The organism is Kitasatospora sp. NPDC093679 (assembly GCF_040683455.1).
Classification (GTDB): domain Bacteria; phylum Actinomycetota; class Actinomycetes; order Streptomycetales; family Streptomycetaceae; genus Kitasatospora; species Kitasatospora arboriphila.
Genome location: NZ_JBFBDW010000010.1, coordinates 111785 through 129427 on the forward strand (window position 1 = coordinate 111785; position 17643 = coordinate 129427).

The 17643-nt window shown below is 74.8% G+C and carries 12 protein-coding genes; 7 read left to right on the forward strand and 5 right to left on the reverse strand.

Features of this window, described 5'->3' with window-relative positions; genetic code table 11:
• Positions 1–53: 53 nt before the first annotated feature.
• Positions 54–2177, reverse strand: coding sequence for an N-6 DNA methylase (locus tag AB0O09_RS11475; protein WP_363541368.1), 2124 nt, complete (start codon positions 2175–2177; stop codon positions 54–56).
• Positions 2178–2408: 231 nt separating this feature from the next.
• On the opposite strand from AB0O09_RS11475, the gene AB0O09_RS11480 reads away from it, so the two are divergent.
• From AB0O09_RS11480 to AB0O09_RS11500, 5 genes are all read left to right on the forward strand, one after another.
• Positions 2409–2993, forward strand: coding sequence for a DUF4352 domain-containing protein (locus AB0O09_RS11480; protein ID WP_363541369.1), 585 nt, complete (start codon positions 2409–2411; stop codon positions 2991–2993).
• 131 nt (positions 2994–3124) lie between these two features.
• Complete coding sequence (locus AB0O09_RS11485; protein ID WP_363541370.1) at positions 3125–3448, forward strand: type VII secretion target; 324 nt, start codon at positions 3125–3127, stop codon at positions 3446–3448.
• 2 nt (positions 3449–3450) lie between these two features.
• Positions 3451–4689 carry an amidase domain-containing protein gene (locus tag AB0O09_RS11490; protein WP_363541371.1) on the forward strand — a complete coding sequence of 413 codons (1239 nt, stop codon included), beginning with the start codon at positions 3451–3453 and terminating at the stop codon, positions 4687–4689.
• A gap of 2 nt (positions 4690–4691) precedes the next feature.
• On the forward strand, positions 4692–5090 hold the full coding sequence (locus AB0O09_RS11495; RefSeq protein WP_363541372.1) for a hypothetical protein: 399 nt from the start codon (positions 4692–4694) through the stop codon (positions 5088–5090).
• Positions 5087–5503 (forward strand): hypothetical protein, encoded by a 417-nt coding sequence (locus AB0O09_RS11500; RefSeq protein ID WP_363541373.1) that lies wholly within the window; start codon positions 5087–5089, stop codon positions 5501–5503. Before AB0O09_RS11495 ends, AB0O09_RS11500 begins: the two co-directional genes overlap by 4 nt.
• 55 nt (positions 5504–5558) lie before the next feature.
• Here AB0O09_RS11500 and mfd read toward each other — a convergent pair whose 3' ends face one another.
• The gene (gene mfd, locus AB0O09_RS11505) at positions 5559–9173 is read right to left on the reverse strand and encodes a transcription-repair coupling factor (protein WP_363541374.1); all 3615 of its coding nucleotides are present in this window, start codon (positions 9171–9173) and stop codon (positions 5559–5561) included.
• Between the two features lie 671 nt (positions 9174–9844).
• Here mfd and AB0O09_RS11510 point away from each other — a divergent pair.
• On the forward strand, positions 9845–11821 hold the full coding sequence (locus tag AB0O09_RS11510) for a hypothetical protein (RefSeq protein WP_363541375.1): 1977 nt from the start codon (positions 9845–9847) through the stop codon (positions 11819–11821).
• 129 nt (positions 11822–11950) lie between these two features.
• On the opposite strand, the gene AB0O09_RS11515 is transcribed toward AB0O09_RS11510, so the two are convergent.
• The gene (locus AB0O09_RS11515) at positions 11951–12295 is read right to left on the reverse strand and encodes a hypothetical protein (protein WP_363541376.1); all 345 of its coding nucleotides are present in this window, start codon (positions 12293–12295) and stop codon (positions 11951–11953) included.
• A gap of 188 nt (positions 12296–12483) precedes the next feature.
• Between AB0O09_RS11515 and AB0O09_RS11520 the strand changes: the two genes are divergently transcribed.
• Positions 12484–13797, forward strand: a complete 1314-nt coding sequence (locus tag AB0O09_RS11520; protein ID WP_363541377.1) for a nucleotide sugar dehydrogenase — start codon at positions 12484–12486, stop codon at positions 13795–13797.
• Positions 13798–13810: 13 nt separating this feature from the next.
• On the opposite strand, the gene AB0O09_RS11525 is transcribed toward AB0O09_RS11520, so the two are convergent.
• Positions 13811–15001 carry a hypothetical protein gene (locus AB0O09_RS11525; RefSeq protein ID WP_363541378.1) on the reverse strand — a complete coding sequence of 397 codons (1191 nt, stop codon included), beginning with the start codon at positions 14999–15001 and terminating at the stop codon, positions 13811–13813.
• Positions 15002–15143: 142 nt separating this feature from the next.
• Entirely contained in the window at positions 15144–17636 is a 2493-nt protein-coding gene (locus AB0O09_RS11530) for an SUKH-4 family immunity protein (protein WP_363541379.1), read from the reverse strand.
• Positions 17637–17643: the final 7 nt, after the last annotated feature.

The following is a 17643-nucleotide window of genomic DNA, read 5'->3' on the forward strand; positions in this document are numbered from 1 at the left end:
CCCGTGGCGCGCCCGCCCCGCCCGACGTGCGGTCAGGTCCGCCCGGCCGGGTGCTACCGCTCCGTCAGACCGCCCGCGGTCAGACCGTCGGTGAGCCCCTGGGCGAGGCTGCGGCCGAGGGCGGCGGCCCGGTCGAGGGCGGCCTCGAAGTCGGCGATCCGGCGGAAGGCCGCGCCGAGTGCGCGCTGGCGCTCGGGCGGGACCCTCGGCAGCTCCACCCGGCGGACGTCCAGCCGGGTGGTGGTGGAGGCGTAGCTGCTGGCCCGGCGGGCGCTGCCGGTGGCCCGTAGCACGCCCGCCAGGAAGTCCGGGTCGAGCTGGGCCGGATCGGGGCGCAGCAGGTGCAGGCGGGGCCCGAGGGCGACGCCGTCCAGCGGGTCGCCGGCCCGCACCACCCGGGCGGTGCCGCCGCCGAGGGCGGGGACGAGGACGTCGCCGGGGCGGGTGGTGAGCGGGGTGCCGCCGGCCGGGGCGGTGGCGGTGGGGGCGGCGCCGGTGAGCAGGTCCTGGTCGGTGAGGACGGGGATGCCGGGCGGGCCGTCGCCGGACGCGGCCGGCAGCACGCCCTGGCCGCTGGAGTGCACCTCCAGGGCGCCGGCACGGGCGAGTTCGCCGACGGTCACCAGCGGCGCGGCGGCGGGTGACGGGGTGTCGGAGACGGCGGGCAGGGCGGCCGCCGGGTCGGCCGGGCCGGCCAGCAGCTCCGCGAGCCTGGCCTGCAGGTGGTGCAGGGCGGCCGCGCCGCCGTCCGGGGCCGCGGCGGGCAGGTGGCGGGCCGGCGAGAGGTCGGTCTCGTCGTCGAGCAGGTCGAGGGCGGGCGCCGCGCGGTGGACACCGGGCCGGTCGGCGGGCAGCGGTGCGCCGGTGCGGGCGGCGGCGTCGAAGGCCCGCCAGGTGTCGAGGACGGTGCGGTGCAGGGCGGGCCAGTCGACCCGGTCGCGGCCGCCCTCGGCCGCGGGGTGGGCCGCGGCGGCGTCGAGCAGCAGGACGCGGCGGAAGTCGTCGCCCGGGCGGGGGCCGCGCAGCAGCCACAGGTGCAGCGGGACGCCGTACGGCGGGGCGGTGCCGGCGGGCAGGGCGACGACGGCGCGCAGCGCGCCGGAACGGACGAGTTCGGCGCGGATCCGGCGGCCGGCCCGGCGGGAGGCGACGGTGGGCGGCAGCAGCAGGGCGGCGAGTCCGCCGGGGCGGGTGTGCGCGAGGCAGTGCAGCACCCAGGCGAGTTCGGACTCGCCGCGCGGCGGGACGAGCCCGCCGGGCCAGCGGGAGTCGTACTGGAGCTCGTCGTGGCCCCAGTCGCGCTCGTTGTAGGGCGGCTGGCAGAGCACGGCGTCGGCGGCGAGGCCGGGGTGGGCGTCGGCCCGGAGCGAGTCGCCGGGGCGGAGGTCGAGGGCGAGCGGGCCCGGCGTGCCGGGCGGGGTGTGGAGGGCGAGCCGCAGCAGGGCGAGGGCGGTGTGCACCGGGTCGAGGTCCTGGCCGCGGCGGTCGGCGCCGGGGCCGGCGGCGAGCAGCAGGGCGCCGAGTCCGCAGGCCGGGTCGAGGACGGTGTGCGGGGCGCCGCCCGCGTCGGCCGGGGCGGCCAGCTCGGCCAGCAGCGCGGCGGCCTCGGGCGGGGTGGCGGCGCTCGGCCGGGCGGCGGCCTCGACGTGCCGGGCGAGCAGGTGCTCGTACGCGCCGGTGGGGCCGTGCTCGGCGGCGAGCCGTTCGAGCATCCGGACGAGGTCGAGGTAGGTGGCGCCGGCCAGCCGGGGCAGGGCGAGCAGGGCGGCGCCGTCCGGGCCGAGCGCGGTCTGCGCGGTGTGCTGCAGCAGGCGGGGCAGGGCGGTGGCGAGCCGGGTGTCGGGCTCCTCGCGCAGGGCCTGCCAGCCGGCGGGGTCGCGGTGCAGTTGCAGCAGCAGGGCGCCGGCGGCGATCAGGGGCGCGGCCGGGTGGCCGTCCGGGTCGCGGAGGGTCTCCAGCTGCTGCCGGACGCGTTCCAGCAGGGGCAGTTCGGCGATCTTGCCCTGGCTGCGGAGCCAGTGCTCCACCTCGTCGAGGCGGAAGGTCGGGCTGGTGTCGGTGCCGCCGGCGGGCTGCGGGAAGTCGGGGTGGCGGCGGCGCCAGTTGCTCACGGCGGCCCGCCCGACCCCGGCCAGGCGGGCGATCTCGACGGCGGTCACCTCGGGACGGTCCGGCATCGGGGCTCCTCGGTCGGGCGGCGGCGGGGCCGGAGGAGGCGGTGCTGCCGTCCACGGCGCGTGTGTGACCGCCCAGCATAGCCATGCGTGAACCCGCCACCGTTCACACGTGAACAGAGGCGTTTCGTTAATCGTCGTTGACAGCGTTCACAGTCCATGGTGTGATCTGGTCATCGCCGAAACGGCTCGCAGCCGCGGCGAATCAACCCGCCACCGTTGGGAGTTCACGCCATGAACCGCAGCACCGCCCGCCGCTCCGCCGCCGCCCTGCTCGCCGCCTCGCTGGTCGCGCTGGGCGCCACCGCCTGCAACACCGGCGACTCCTCGGTCTCCACCGAGGCCAAGAAGCCCGCCGCCGGCGCACCGGCCTCCGCCGGCGGCGTCAAGCCCGCCGCCGCGGCGCCCGCCAAGGTCGGCGACACCATCGCGCTCAAGGGCTTCGAGAAGACCACCACCGCCGACGTCACCGTGGTCAAGGTGGTCGACAACGCCGAGGGCGAGGACGAGTTCAGCAAGCCCGCCGACGGCAAGCGCTTCGTCTCCGTCCAGTTCCGGATCAAGCCCACCGGCAAGGCCTACAGCGACGCCCCCGCCAACAGCGCCAAGCTGCTGGACGCCCAGGGCCAGTCCTTCACCACCAGCCTCTACGACACCAAGGCCGGCCAGGGCTTCTCCGGCTCGGTGAACATCGCCCCCGGCGAGAGCGGCCTCGGCTTCCTGACCTTCGAGGTGCCCAAGGACGCCGTCCTCGACAAGGTCCAGTTCACCCTGGACAGCGGCATGGCCGACCAGACCGGCCAGTGGAAGCTCGCCTGACCGGGTAACGGTCCCGTCCTGATCGCGCGACAGTTCGACGACGGGGCGATGCCCCGACCCCGGAATGTCACCGCCCCCCGTCAGGATCGGGACCGCACGTGCCGTCGTCGGCACAGCGGCAAGGGGGAACTGTGAACGACATCCACGTCCGCACGGAGACGCTGCGGACATCGGCGGCCGGCCTGCAGAACACGGCAGAACGGATCGGCCCGGCCGCCGGCCACTGGCTGGACGACAGCTTCACCGCCGCCGCCACCCTGTCCGGCTGGAAGTCCGGCCCGGCCCTGCGGGCCTGCGCCGAGGCCTGGCAGACCCACATGACGGCCGTGGTCGGTCAGTTGCACACCTACGCCGACCAACTCCGGGACTCGGCGCACTCCTACGACACGGCCGAACAGGAGTCCGTCCGCCGGCTCGGCGCGGCCCTCGCCGACCTGCACTCTGCGGAGCGGTGACCGTGGACATCGCAACGCTCAGGGCTGCCCGCAGCATCGACGTGGAAGCCGCCGCCAAGGGATGGACCGAACTGTTCCGGGAGTCCTGGCAGGCCGTCAACGACATCCACGCCAACGGGGCCGACCCGCTCAAGGCGGACTGGAAGGATCGGGTCGGCGAGGCGGCCGGTCAGAAACTCGAGGAACAGGCCCGGATCCTGGAGGCCGGCGCGGACACCATGCGCAGTGTCACCATGGTCCTCGACGGCCTCGGGACGGCCATCACCCGGGCGAAGCTCACCCTGGCCGCGGCGTTCGACCTCGCCGGCACCCACGGTCTGGTGGTGGACGAGGCCACCGGCCGGATCGTGCCGGGCAACGGGGACGCATCGGTCGTCCAGGAGGTCGACGCACTCATCGGCGAGGCACTCCGGGAGGCCGACCAGGCAGATCGCCGGGCCGCCGAAGAACTCCGTCGGCTCGGCGGCGCCACCTGCGTCACCGACCCCGACTCCGCGCTCGCCGAGCAGTACCGCGCCTCCCGCGTCGAACTCGCGATGTACACGGGTGGCATACCCGACGGGCGCGACCCCCGGCTCGTCGCCGACTGGTGGGCCGCACTGCCCGAGAACCAGCAGCGGCAACTGATGCTGTCCGACCCGGTGACGATCGCCGGCCTTCCGGGCATCCCGGAGGACGTGAAGCTCCGCCTGCGCGGCGGGCCCGGCGCCAAGTACGACCCGGTCAAGGCCGTCCAGTGGGCCACCGAGCACTGGAGCGACGGGAGCGGCGACGATGCGGACGACGCGGACAACTGCACCAACTTCGTCTCCGAGGCGCTACACGTCGCGGGCGTGCAGTACTACGGGAGCAGCACGTACGACCACGACAACTGGGTGCGCGGAGGCGACGGTTCATGGCTCGACCTCGTGTCGCCCAACCACTCCTACGCCTGGGGTGGGGCCCAGAACCAGCACGACTTCATGCTGCAGCACGGCGGTCGGGAGGTCGGACCCGACGAGGTGCGGCCGGGTGACATCGTCTACTACGAGGAGGACTCCGACCAGGACCCGTCGGAGCCGAAGGGCCGGATCTTCCACACCGCCCTCGTCACGGCGGTGACGCCCGAAGGGGACGTCCGCTACACCTCGCACAACAGCAACAAGCTCAACGCCGACGTGGCGGGCCGTCTGCCGTCCTTCGAGGAGAGCCACGGCAACCTCAAGGTGCACTACGTGCGCGTCGCCCCGGATTGGTACTGATCATGGAGAACACCGCAACCGCCGAGCGCTCCCGAAGGTGGAACCGCCTGGCGGTCCTGCTCACCGTCGCCGTCCTGCTGGGGCTCGCCTGCTCGCTCTGCGCCGAGGCCGCGGACGGCCGGTTCGTGACTGCGCCACTGGCGGCGTGCCTCGACAGCCCCGGGCTGCCCGCTGCCGCACTGGCGGCGGCCTGGGCCGGGGTGGCGCTCGGCGGCGGGGCCGTCGCAGTCATCCCGGTCCTGCTGTGGACGGGCACCCGGGGGCTGCCGGGCGAACATCCCCTGTTGGTACCGCTGTTGAAGACGATGGTCACCGTCGGGGTGCTGTGCCTCGTTGTCGAGGCGATGACGCTGCACGCCCTCCTCCCCCACACCGGCCCGCACCAGGCGAGGTGCCTGTGACCGCGACCGACCTCACCACGAGCCTGCCCGACGGCCGGAACGGACAGCGCCGGACACTGCGGGCGGCCCTCGCCCTGGGGGCGGCCGGGCTCGTCTGCTCCCTGTACCTCGCCGCTCAGCGTGTCGGCCACCGCGCGGTGGCGGCGTGCGCCCCCGACCCCGGAATCCCCGTCACGGCCCGGGTCGTGGGCCTGGCCAGCCTGTTGGCGGGCGCCGCCGCCCTCGCACTGTGCCACCGCCTAGTGGCGGCCGGGAAGCTGCCGGAGGCAGCGCGGAGCCGACGCGCGGCGATCGGGCTGCGGGTCCTGCTCGGCCTCGCCGTGGTGTGCGTCGCGGTCGAGGTGGTGCAGCTCCACCTGGCCGCTCCGCACTTCCTCTCGCGACCGCCGCTCGGCCCGTGCGACCTGCCGTGACCGTGGGCGGCCCGGCCCGCCGAGCGGCCGGCCGGGTCCCGCCCTCGGCGGGGCGTCAGCGCTTCGCGCCCGCCAGGTCGTCGAACATGGTGGTGAGGAACTCCGTGCTCCAGGCGAGGAGTTCACGGCCGAGCAGCGGCTTGCCGCCGATCCGGCCGCCGCTCACCGGCCGCGGCACCAGCAGCTGCGAGGTGGCCGCCTTGATCTGGGTGCGCGGGTAGAGCCGGTTCAGCCGCAGCTGCTGCGATTCGCGCAGTTCCACCGGTCCGAAGCGGACGAAGTTGCCCTGCAGGGTGATGTCGGCGATGCCGCACCGCCGGGCGTACAACCTGAGGCCCGCCACCATCAGCAGGTTCTCCACCGGCTCCGGCAGCTTGCCGTAGCGGTCGGTGAGCTCCTCCCGGACGTGGACGATGTCCTCCTCCGAGTTGACCGCCGCGATCGAGCGGTACGCCTGCAGCCGCAGGCGCTCGCCGGGGGCGTAGTCGTGCGGCACGTGGGCGTCGACCGGCAGCTCGATCTTCACCTCCAGCGGTTCCTCCTCCGGCTCGCCGCCGCTCTCCAGCGACTCCCGGAACTCCGCCACCGCCTCGCCGACCATCCGCATGTAGAGGTCGAAGCCGACGCCGGCGATGTGGCCGGACTGCTCGCCGCCGAGCAGGTTGCCGGCGCCGCGGATCTCCAGGTCCTTCATGGCGACGTACATGCCGGCGCCCATCTCGGTGTGCTGGGCGATGGTGGCGAGCCGCTCGTGGGCGGTCTCGGTGAGCGGCTTCTCCGGCGGGTACAGCATGTAGGCGTAGCCGCGCTCCCGGCCGCGGCCGACGCGGCCGCGCAGCTGGTGCAGCTGGGAGAGGCCGAAGGTGTCGCCGCGCTCCACGATCAGGGTGTTGGCGTTGGAGATGTCGATGCCGGACTCGACGATCGTCGTCGACACCAGGACGTCGAACTCCTTCTCCCAGAAGTCGACGACGACCTTCTCCAGCTGGGTCTCGCCCATCTGTCCGTGCGCGGTGGCGACCCGCGCCTCGGGGACGAGGTCCTTCAGCCGGGCGGCCGCCTTGTCGATCGACTCGACCCGGTTGTGGATGTAGAACACCTGGCCCTCGCGCAGTAGTTCACGGCGGACGGCGGCGGCGATCTGCTTCTCGTCGTACGGGCCGACGAAGGTCAGCACCGGGTGCCGCTCCTCCGGCGGGGTGGTGATGGTGGACATCTCGCGGATGCCGGTGACGGCCATCTCCAGGGTGCGCGGGATCGGCGTCGCCGACATGGTCAGCACGTCGACGTTGGCCCGGAGCTTCTTCAGCTGCTCCTTGTGCTCGACGCCGAAGCGCTGCTCCTCGTCGACGATGACCAGGCCGAGGTCCTTGAAGCGGGTCTCCGAGGAGAACAGCCGGTGGGTGCCGATGACCACGTCCACCGAGCCCTCGAAGAGGCCCTCCAGGACGGCCTTCGCCTCGCTGTCGGTCTGGAACCGGGAGAGCGCCTTCACGTTCACCGGGAAGTTGGCGTACCGCTCCGCGAAGGTCGAGAAGTGCTGCTGGACGAGCAGGGTGGTCGGCACCAGCACCGCGACCTGCTTGCCGTCCTGCACCGCCTTGAAGGCCGCGCGCACCGCGATCTCGGTCTTGCCGTAGCCGACGTCGCCGCAGATCAGCCGGTCCATCGGGACGGACTTCTCCATGTCGGCCTTGACCTCGCCGATGGTGGTCAGCTGGTCCGGGGTCTCCGCGTACGGGAAGGCGTCCTCCAGTTCGCGCTGCCACGGGGTGTCCGGGCCGAAGGCGTGGCCGGGAGCCGCCATCCGGGCCGAGTACAGCTTGATCAGGTCGGCGGCGATCTCCTTGACCGCCTTCTTGGCGCGCTGCTTGGTCTTCGCCCAGTCCGCGCCGCCGAGCCGGTGCAGGGTCGGCGCCTCGCCGCCGACGTACTTGGTGACCTGGTCGAGCTGGTCGGACGGCACGAACAGCCGGTCGCCGGGGTGGCCGCGCTTGGCGGGCGCGTACTCCAGCACCAGGTACTCGCGGGTGGCGCCCTGCACGGTGCGCTGCACCATCTCCACGTACTTGCCGACGCCGTGCTGCTCGTGCACCACGAAGTCGCCGGCGGTCAGCGCGAGCGGGTCGATGGCGTTGCGGCGCCGGGACGGCATCCGGCGCATGTCCTTGGTGGAGGAGCGCTGCCCGGACAGGTCGGTCTCGGTGACGACGGTGAGCTTCAGCGCCTCGTCGACGAAGCCGTGCTCGATCGAGCCGCAGGAGACGTACACGACGTCGCGGGTCGGCACCTCGGCGAGGTCGGCGACCAGCCGGGCCGGGATGCCCTCGCCGGAGAGCACCTCGGCGAGCCGGGAGGCCGGACCGTGCCCCTCCGTCACCATGACGACCCGCCAGTCGGCGTTCAGCCGCTCCTTGGCGTCGGCGATGGCCCGGGCGGTGTCGCCGCGGTACGCCTCGACGGCGTGCATGCCCAGCGTCAGGGTGTCCGCGTCGAATTCCAGGATTTCACTGACCGTGGAGTCGCTGGTGGCGAACGGGCTGACCGACCACCACGGCAGCCCGATCTCCGCGGCGTGCTCGCGGACGTCCGCCAGCGACCACAGCGAGGCCGCCGAGACGTCGATCTCCTCGACGTCGATCGGCCGGTCGCCGCCGGCCGCCGCGGCCACCCAGGACGCCTGCAGGAACTCGTGGCTGGTCGCGACCAGGTCGGCCGCCCGGGTGCGGACCCGCTCCGGGTCGCAGACCACCGCGATCGAGCCCTTGGGCAGCACGTCCAGCAGCAGTTCCATGTCGTCCACCAGGACGGGCGCGAGCGACTCCATGCCCTCGACCGCGATGCCCTCGGCGATCTTGTCCAGGATCTCCGCCAGCCCCGGTTGCCGGACGGCCAGCTCGGCGGCCCGCGCCCGCACCTCGTCGGTCAGCAGCAGCTCGCGGCAGGGCGGGGCCCACAGCCCGTGCTCGGCGATCTCCAGCGAGCGCTGGTCGGCCACCTTGAAGTAGCGGATCTCCTCGACGTCGTCGCCCCAGAACTCCACCCGCAGCGGGTGTTCCTCGGTCGGCGGGAAGACGTCCAGGATGCCGCCGCGCACCGCGAACTCGCCGCGCTTCTCGACCAGTTCCACCCGGGCGTAGGCGGCCGCGGCCAGCCGGTGCGCGACGGCGTCCAGGTCGTGCTGCTCGCCGCGCTGCAGCGCCACCGGCTCCAGCTCGGCCAGCCCCTTCACCTGCGGCTGCAGCACCGAGCGGACGGGCGCCACGATCACCTGCACCGGCCCGGCCGCCGCGTCGTCGGCCCGCGGGTGGACGATCCGGCGCAGCACCGCGAGGCGGCGGCCGACGGTGTCCGAGCGCGGGGAGAGCCGCTCGTGCGGCAGGGTCTCCCAGGCCGGGAACTCGGCGACGGCGTCGGCGGACAGCAGCGAGCGCAGGCTGGCCGCGAGGTCCTCGGCCTCCCGGCCGGTGGCGGTGACGGCGAGCACCGGACGGCCGCTCTCGCCGGCCTTCGCGGCCAGCGAGCGGGCCAGCGCGGCGACGGCGAACGGCCGCGCGGCCGGCGGGCCGACGAGGTCGAGGTGCTGCCTGTGGCCCGTGGCCGCCGCTTCGATCGCCTCGGCGAGGGCGGCGTCCCGTACGACGACATCGAGCAGTCCGGACAGGCTCATGCTTGTTGGCTCCACGGCTGGAGGGCCCGGCGCCGAGCGGTCGGCCGGGCAACGCGAACGGCCCGGCACGCGGAACGCCCCGGGGGTGTCCAGCCTACGCCGCGCCGCCCCCGGACACCCCGTGCGCCGGGCGGGGCGGACGGCACACAGCAGGGCAGAACGTCAAGAACTCGACATACTCCTGTCACTGCCCGTCCATGGACGGCGCGCAGGATGGTTCACGTGCCCGCCGCACCCAACCGTGGGGGATGGCTGCAGCGGCGCCGTCGCAGCCCGATGGGGGTCGGGAGTGCGAAGGCCGGACGGCCCTGGGTGGGGGCGGCCGGCAGATGTGGAGGCCCGGGCGGCCCCTTCGCGGGGGCGCCCGGGCCTCGCCCTTTCCCGTGGTTGCGCGCCCTGCCCGTCCGGGCCCGGTCCGCGCCCCTTCCTGCCCACCCCTTCCTGCCCGCCCCTTCCTGCCCGGCCCGCCCGGAGAGGCGCACGGCAATGTTCCGAATGCTCCCTTTGCGCCCCTTTTTTCACGATATGAGCATGACAGCGGCGGGAACCCTCCCGGCGTCGGCAGGGCGCCCGTACTCCCGGAGCGAGCCCCCAGTTCTCCGGTGACGGCACGGCGTCCGGCCGGCCTCTCTGCACGAAACCCACCCGAACATGCGAACAGGAGCCACGCCATGGCCGGCGACCTGAACATCCACGAACTCGCCGTGATGGACGCCCGTGAGGCGCCCCCGGCACCCCCCGACCCGCAGAGCGCCCTCCCCGGGGCGACCCCGGTGCTGCACCGCTACGGCCGCGTCAACGTCGTCCAGCCCACGGGCGGGAGCAACGGCGCCACCGAGGTCCCGGACGACGAGCTGCCGCTGATGACCCAGGTGGAGGCGCTGGGCGTCAAGGCGCTGAGACTGCGCGAGACCCCGACCTACCGCGCGGTGAAGCGGGCCCGCCCGCGCGACGGCGAGCTCTGGACCTCCCTCGGATCCTGCACCACCGTCGTCCCCACCCCCGAGGTCGACCTCGGCGCCCCGGGCTTCGCCGGCGCCCCGGCACCCGCCCCCACCAGCTCCTACCTGGAGGGCAGCGTCGCCGTCGGCATCGTGATCGTCGAGGGGCCGACGGCCGACCTGCAGTTCACCGAGGCCGAGCGCACCAAGGTGGTGGCCGAGGTCCAGAACGGCCTCAGCTGGTACTCGACCACCAACCCGGCCGCCGGGATCACCTTCACCTACGACATCCAGATCGTGCGGATCGACACCGCCGCCGACCCGGGCGCCGCCGACCTGGAGGCGCTGTGGCGCGACCCCGCCATGGGGGCGCTCGGCTACAGCGCCGACTGGAACGGCGTGGTGTCCTACGTCAACGACATCCGCAACCGCTTCGGCACGCGGTGGACCTACTGCGGCTTCTTCACCAAGTACCCGCTGGTGCACTTCGCGTACGCGTCCATCGGCGGTCCGCGGATCGTCATGGACTACGCCAACGACGGCTGGGGCCCGGACAACATCGACCGGGTGTTCGCCCACGAGACCGGGCACATCTTCGGCTGCCCCGACGAGTACGCCGCCAGCGGGTGCGACTGCGGCGGCAGCTGGGGCCGGTTCGGCACCCCCAACAGCAACTGCGAGAACTGCGCGGCGGACGGCGTCGACTGCCTCATGCGGGCCAACACCTTCGCGCTCTGCTCGCGGACGCCGAGCCACCTCGGCTGGGCCACCAACGTGGCGGGCAACCCCGCGCTGCTCCAGGGCCGGTTCGGCCTCAACGGCAACTTCGAGCTCACCGTGCCCTCGGCCTACGACGGCATCGACTTCCTGTGGCGCAACAACGACGACCCGAACCTGCCCTGGGGCGAGCCGACCCAGTTCGGCCAGGAGCTGGGCCGGGTCGACGCCCTCACCATGATCCAGAGCAACTACGGGTCCCCGGGCAACCTCGAACTCATCGCCCGCGCCCGCGACACCCTGCAGTTCTTCTGGCGCGACTCCGGACCCGACTTCCACTGGAACGGCCCGTACCAGATCGCCACCGGCGCCGCCGGCAACCCCGCCCTCATCCAGAGCCGCTTCGGCCAGCAGGGCAACTTCGAACTCGTCTTCCCCGCGGCCGGCGGCGGCATCACCTTCATGTGGCGCAACAACGACGACCCCGCCATGCCCTGGAGCGCCCCCTTCACCTTCGCCCAGGACCTCGGCCAGGTCGACGCCCTCACCATGATCCAGAGCAACTACGGGTCCCCGGGCAACCTCGAACTCATCGCCCGCGCCCGCGACACCCTGCAGTTCTTCTGGCGCGACTCCGGACTCGACTTCCACTGGAACGGCCCGTACCAGATCGCCACCGGCGCCGCCGGCAACCCCGCCCTCATCCAGAGCCGCTTCGGCCAGCAGGGCAACTTCGAACTCGTCTTCCCCGCGGCCGGCGGCGGCATCACCTTCATGTGGCGCAACAACGACGACCCCGCCATGCCCTGGAGCGCCCCCTTCACCTTCGCCCAGGACCTCGGCCAGGTCGACGCCCTCACCATGATCCAGAGCAACTTCGGATCCCCGGGCAACCTCGAACTCATCGCCCGCGCCCGCGACACCCTGCAGTTCTTCTGGCGCGACTCCGGACCCGACTTCCACTGGAACGGCCCGTGGCGGCTCCTGTGACCCGGCACCCCGGGTGACCGGCGGCTGCCGGTGACCGTGCCCGCGGGCGGCCCGTCCCAGGACGGGCCGCCCGTCGTCCGGGCCGCGCGGTGTCAGCAGCAGCCGGAGGTAGTCAGCAGCCGGAGGTCGTCAGGTCGGCCCGCCCGTCGGCCGGTCCGGCGGCCGGAAGCCGGGGTCGTCCCAGGCCAGCCCGTCGCCGGGCCGCTCCTTGGGCCGGGCCCGCGCCTCCCAGGCCGAGACGAACAGCTGTTCCCCCGGCGAGAAGACCCGGCGGGCGGTGTCCGGCACGGCGTCGGTGTAGACCCCGAGGACTCCGGGCAGTGCGAGGACCTTCTCCCGCTGCCCCTCCCCGACCACGGCCAGGACCACCCGCTGCGAGCCCAGCTGGGTCACCGCCACCAGCTCCCGCAGGCGGTCGAGCACCCCCTCGACGGGGGCGAGCAGGACCAGTGCCTCGTGCGGCGGCTCGTTCATACGTCCATCCCATGACCGTCGGCACGCCCTGTCAACCGCTGGGCCGGAAGGCCCGGTTGTGCCGGACGCACGCGTTTGCCCGAAGCCGCCCGCGCACCGGCACGCCCTCCGTACCCTCGTGTGAAGAAGGTGTGGGGCCCGCCCCGCAGAGGGTGTGCGCACCGTCGCGATGGAGGGGGTACTTCGTCATGCGCGTGGTCATCGCAGGGCAGGGCTACGTCGGGCTGCCGCTGGCCGTCCGGGCCGCCGAGGTCGGGCACACCGTGGTCGGGTACGACGTCGACGAGCGGCGCATCAAGCGGCTCGCGGTCGGCGAGTCCTACGTCGAGGACATCCCCGGCAGCCGGCTGCAGCCGCTCCTCGACAGCGGCGCCTACCTGCCCTCGGCCGACCCCTCGGACGTGGCCGGCTTCGACATCGCGGTGATCACCGTGCCCACCCCGCTGCGCGACGGCGCCCCCGACCTGTCGTACATCGAGGCCTCCGCGCACCTGCTCGCCCGCCACCTGCGGCCCGGCGCGACCGTCGTCCTGGAGTCCACCACCTACCCGGGCACCACCGAGGAGCTGCTCGCCCCGCTGCTGGAGGAGGGCTCCGGGCTGCGGGCAGGCGACGACTTCCACCTCGGCTACTCCCCCGAGCGGATCGACCCGGGCAACCCGCGGTGGCGGCTGGAGAACACCCCGAAGGTCGTCTCCGGCACGACGGCGGAGGGGCTGGCCGCGGTCGAGGGCTTCTACGGGCAGCTGGTGGAACGGACCGTGCCGGTCTCCTCCTGCAAGGAGGCCGAGCTGACCAAGCTGCTGGAGAACACCTTCCGGCACGTGAACATCGCCCTGGTCAACGAGCTGGCGATGTTCGCCCACGACCTCGGCATCGACGTGTGGGAGGCCATCGACGCGGCCTCCACCAAGCCCTTCGGCTACCTCCGCTTCACCCCCGGGCCGGGCGTCGGCGGGCACTGCCTGCCGATCGACCCGTCCTACCTGTCCTGGCGGGTGGAGCGGACCCTCGGCCGGTCCTTCCGCTTCGTGGAACTGGCCAACGACGTCAACAGCCACATGCCGGACTACGTGGTGCAGCGGCTCACCGAGGCGCTCAACGAGCGGCGCCGCTCGGTCAACGGCTCCCGGGTCCTCGTCCTGGGCCTCGCCTACAAGAAGAACACCGGCGACGCCCGGGAGACCCCGGCCGCCCGGGTGGTCGAGCTGCTGACCAGGATGGGCGCCGAGGTCCGCGCCGCCGACCCGCACGTGGTGTCCGGCGTCCACGTCGCCGAACCCACCGTCCCCGGCCGGCGCCCCGCCTCCCCCGACCACGAGGGCGACCCCCTGGCCACCGTCCACCGCGTCGAGGCCACCCCGGAGGAGCTGGCCGCCGCCGACGCGGTGGTGCTGCTCGCCGACCACGACGAGTTCGACTACCCGGGCATCACCGAGCACGCGCAGTACGTGCTGGACTGTCGGCGAAGGTTGGCGGGGGCTTCGGTCGAGGTGCTGTGAGCCGGGCGGCCGCTCAGCCGCGGCGGGTGACCCGGTTGGGGCGGGTGTCGTGGTCGATGCCGTCGTCCACGATGACGATCTTGGGGACGATCTTCGGCTCGGCCCCGGGCTCCTCGGCGGCGCTCTCCACCGGGGCGGGCCGCTCGGCGGCCCCGGTGCGCTCCTCGGCCGCAGGCTCCTCGGGGACGGCCGTCGGCTCGGCCTCGACGGCCGGCGCCTCCGCGGCCGGCAGCGGCTTCTTCAGCAGCAGGTCGAGGGTCAGCTCGGGCTCGTTCGCCTCCTTGGCCGCGGCCTCCAGGGCGGCCGGGCGGCTGCCGGGCTCGATGCTGCCGAGGGCGGCGCCGGTCAGCTCCGCGAGGGTCTGCTTGACGGTGTCGAGGCGCTCCTGCATCTCGGCGTGCCGCGCGGCGAAGTCGGACTGGTCCGACTCGCTGTTGGAGCGGATGTTCTCGGCCTTGCGGCGGGCGGCGGCGAGCAGGTCCTCGGCGCGCTTCTGGGCGGCGCCCTCGATGGCGCGGATCTCCGCGAGGATGTCCTCGCGGTGCTGCTCGGCCTCCCTCAGGCGGCGCTCCGCACCGGCGGTGATCTTGGCCTCCTCGGCGTCGGCCTGGGCCTCCGCCTCGGCGAACATCTCGTCGGAGCGGCGCCGCAGCTCGGCCAGCTTGTCCTCGGCGCGCTCCTCGGCCTCGGCGGCGGCGACCCGGGTGCGGGCGGCGTCGGCGGTGGCGGTGTCGTGGGTGGTCCGGGCGTCCTGCTCGGCCTGGTCGAGGATCGACTCGGCCTCGGCGCGGCTGCGGTCCTCGGTGGCCCGGGCGGCCTGCTCGGCCTCGCCGCGGACGGTCGCGGAGTACGTCTCGGCCGCGCGGGCGGCGGACCGGCCGGCCTGCTCGGCGTCGGCCCGGGCCTGCTCGGCGTCGCGGGCCGCGTTGTCGCGGACGGCCGCGGCCTCGTTCTCGGCGATCAGCATGAGCGCGCCGGCCTGGGCGCTGAGCCGTCCGTAGTCGGGCTCGGGCGCGTCCTCCTTGGCCCGGAGGATCTCGCCGAGGCGCTTCTCCATCTCCCGCAGGCCGGCCCCGAGCACGCTGAGCCGCTCCCAGGCCTCGTCGCGGTCGGCGGTCAGCGCCCGGAGGGTCGCGTCGACCTGCTCCATGGCGTAGCCGCGGCGGGCCACCGTGAAGCCGTGCTGGGAGACGGCGTCGCTCATCGGCTCTTCCCCTTGTGCTGTGGGTGTGCATCTGTTCGCGGGCGTCCCAGGGGGCGCCCACTTGACCTATTTTGCGCAGATACGGTCGAAAGCCCAACAAGGCGAGGCCGGGGGCGGGACCGTACGGCCCGCCCCCGGGCTGCTACATCAGACCGTCCCAGAGCTGCTCCAGGAGCACCGCCCACCAGCCCTCGGGCGTGTGCAGCGCCGCCGGGTCGACCGCCAGCAGCTGGGCCTGCAGGTCGGTCGTCCAGCGACCGGCCTGCTCCGGCGTCAGGCCGTACCGGAGCCGCCACATCCGGCCGAGGACGGCGAGGCTGCGGACGAACTCCGGCACGCCGGTGTTGACGAAGCGGGGCGGCTCACCGGTTCCCTCCAGGTCGACGGCGACCACCGCGGCGGTGCCGTACTGGACGCACAGCTGCCGTCCGTAGTCGTTGCCGAGCACCAGGTAGCCGCCGAAGTCCGGGCCGGCCGGGCGGCCGCGCTCGGCGGCCAGCTCGGCCAGCGTCGGGATCGGCCGGCCCTCCTGGGCCTGCGCCCAGAAGAACGGCGGGAACTCGCGCGGCAGACCGGCCCACATCAGCGTCTGGGCGACCGCCTCGGGCACGCCCTGCCGGGAGACGGCACGCTGCTCGAAGCGGAACACCGCACCGCCGAACGCCTGCCCGAGCTCCGCCCCGAGCTGCTGCGGGGGGATCGGCGGCAGCTGCGGGACGGCACCGGGCGGCGGCAGCGGCGCCTGCACCGGCCGGGGCCGCTGCGGGGCGGCGGCCAGCTGGTGCAGCTGGTCCAGGTGGTCCAGCAGCATCGCCATGCCGGCCTGCCGGGCCTGCCGGTCGCGGCCGTACGGGACGGTGTGGGTGATCCGCACGTTCGGCCAGGAGGACTTCACCATCCGGGCGCAGTAGCCGCCGGGCAGGTCGCACAGCTCCAGCTCGGTGTGGAACTCCAGCACCTGGTCCGGCGGCACGCCGAGGCGGCGCATCTCCTGCAGCGCCTTCCACTCCGGGTGCGGGGTGCCGGGCTCGCTGGCCATCACCAGCGACTGCTCGGAGCCGTCCGGACGGCGGTAGCTGATCACGGCCTGGGTGCCGGGGCCGATGGTCGGCACCCCGGCGGCGGGCGGCGGCACCGGGGCGGCCTGCGGCGCGGGGGCGGGCGGCGCGGGCACGGCCGGCGGGGCGCCCACCGGACCGGCGCCGGGGTAGCCGTAGCCGGGCGGCGGCGGTCCCGGGACGGGGGCCATGCCGGCCGGCGGCGGGGGCATCGCGGGGCCTGGCGCGGGCGCACCGGGTCCGGCCGTACCGGGGCCGCCGGGCAGGTCGATGGCGTGCGCCAGCTGGGTGGCGGCGTGCGCCACCCCGGCGGCGTCCGGCGCGGGCCGGGCGGGGGTGGCCTGGCCGCCCTGGGCGAGCGAGGCCGGGGCGGGCGGCGGCGGGGCGGACGGCGCCGAGCGGCCCGCCCCCGCACCGGCCGGACCGGCACCGCCGCGCAGCTCCGCGGGCGGGGGCGGCGGCGGGGCGGACGGCGCGGAACGGCCCGCCCCCGCACCGGCCGGACCGGCACCGCCGCGCAGCTCGCCCGGCGGGGGCGGCGGCGGGGTGGACGGGCCGGAGCGGCCGAGCTGGACGCCGGCCGGCGGGGTGCCGGGGGCGCCGGGCAGGCCCATCAGTCCGGGCGGGCCGTCGGTGGCGAGCACGGTCGGTGCGTACGCCACGCCCGGGCCTGCGGCACCGGGGCCGGGCGGGACCGGCGGCAGCTGGTCCGGCGTGGCGAGCACGGTCGGCGCGTGCTCGACCGCGACCGGGGGCACCGGGGTGCCGGCCGAGGGCGTGCCCGGCCCGGGGAACGGCGGCGGGGCGGTCGGCGGTACGGCGGGCGGCGCCGGCGGCGCGGCGGGCGGCACGTCGAACCCGAAGCCCTCGGGCATCGCGACGGTGGCGGCCGGCGGGGCGGCGGCGGGCATCGCGGTGGCCGGCATGGGCACGGTGAGCCCCTCCGAGCCGGGCGGCGGCGGGACGGGCATCGGCACGGTCAGGCCCTCCGAGCCGGGCGGCGGCGCCTCGGCGGACCGCTCCCGCAGCCCGTCCAGCTGCGAGGGCGGGGCCAGCATGGTCGGCGCGTCGCCGGCCGGCCGGTCGGAGGCGGGCGGCATGGTCTGCACGGCCGGGGCCGCCGGGACGGGCTCCGGCACGGCCGCCGCGGCGGGTGCCGCGGGCGGCTCGGCGGCGGGCGTGCCCAGCCGCTCGTTCTCGGCGGCGATCGCGGCCGCCCCGGCCTCCTGCAGCCACTGCGGCGGGCTGAGCAGGAACGAGGTCGCCTCGACCGCGCCCGGCACCGGCCGGGCGGCGCCGGCCGGGTTGGGCTCCGTCCGGCCGCCGTACGTCTCCTCGAACTGGCGGACCACCTCGTTGACCGGCAGCGGCGGCCAGAGGGTGCTCGCCCCGCTGTCCCGGGCGATCACCAGCCGCACCTCGCCGCCCTCCGGGGGCTCGCCCTCGGCCCCCTCCACCGCCCAGCAGACGAAGCCCAGGTCGAACTCCCGCACCCGTACCTCGCGCTGCCGGGAGCGCGGCACGCCGGCGTTGATCCAGTCCTCGGCGATCTCCTGCGCCTGCGCGTACGTCACCACGCCCGGC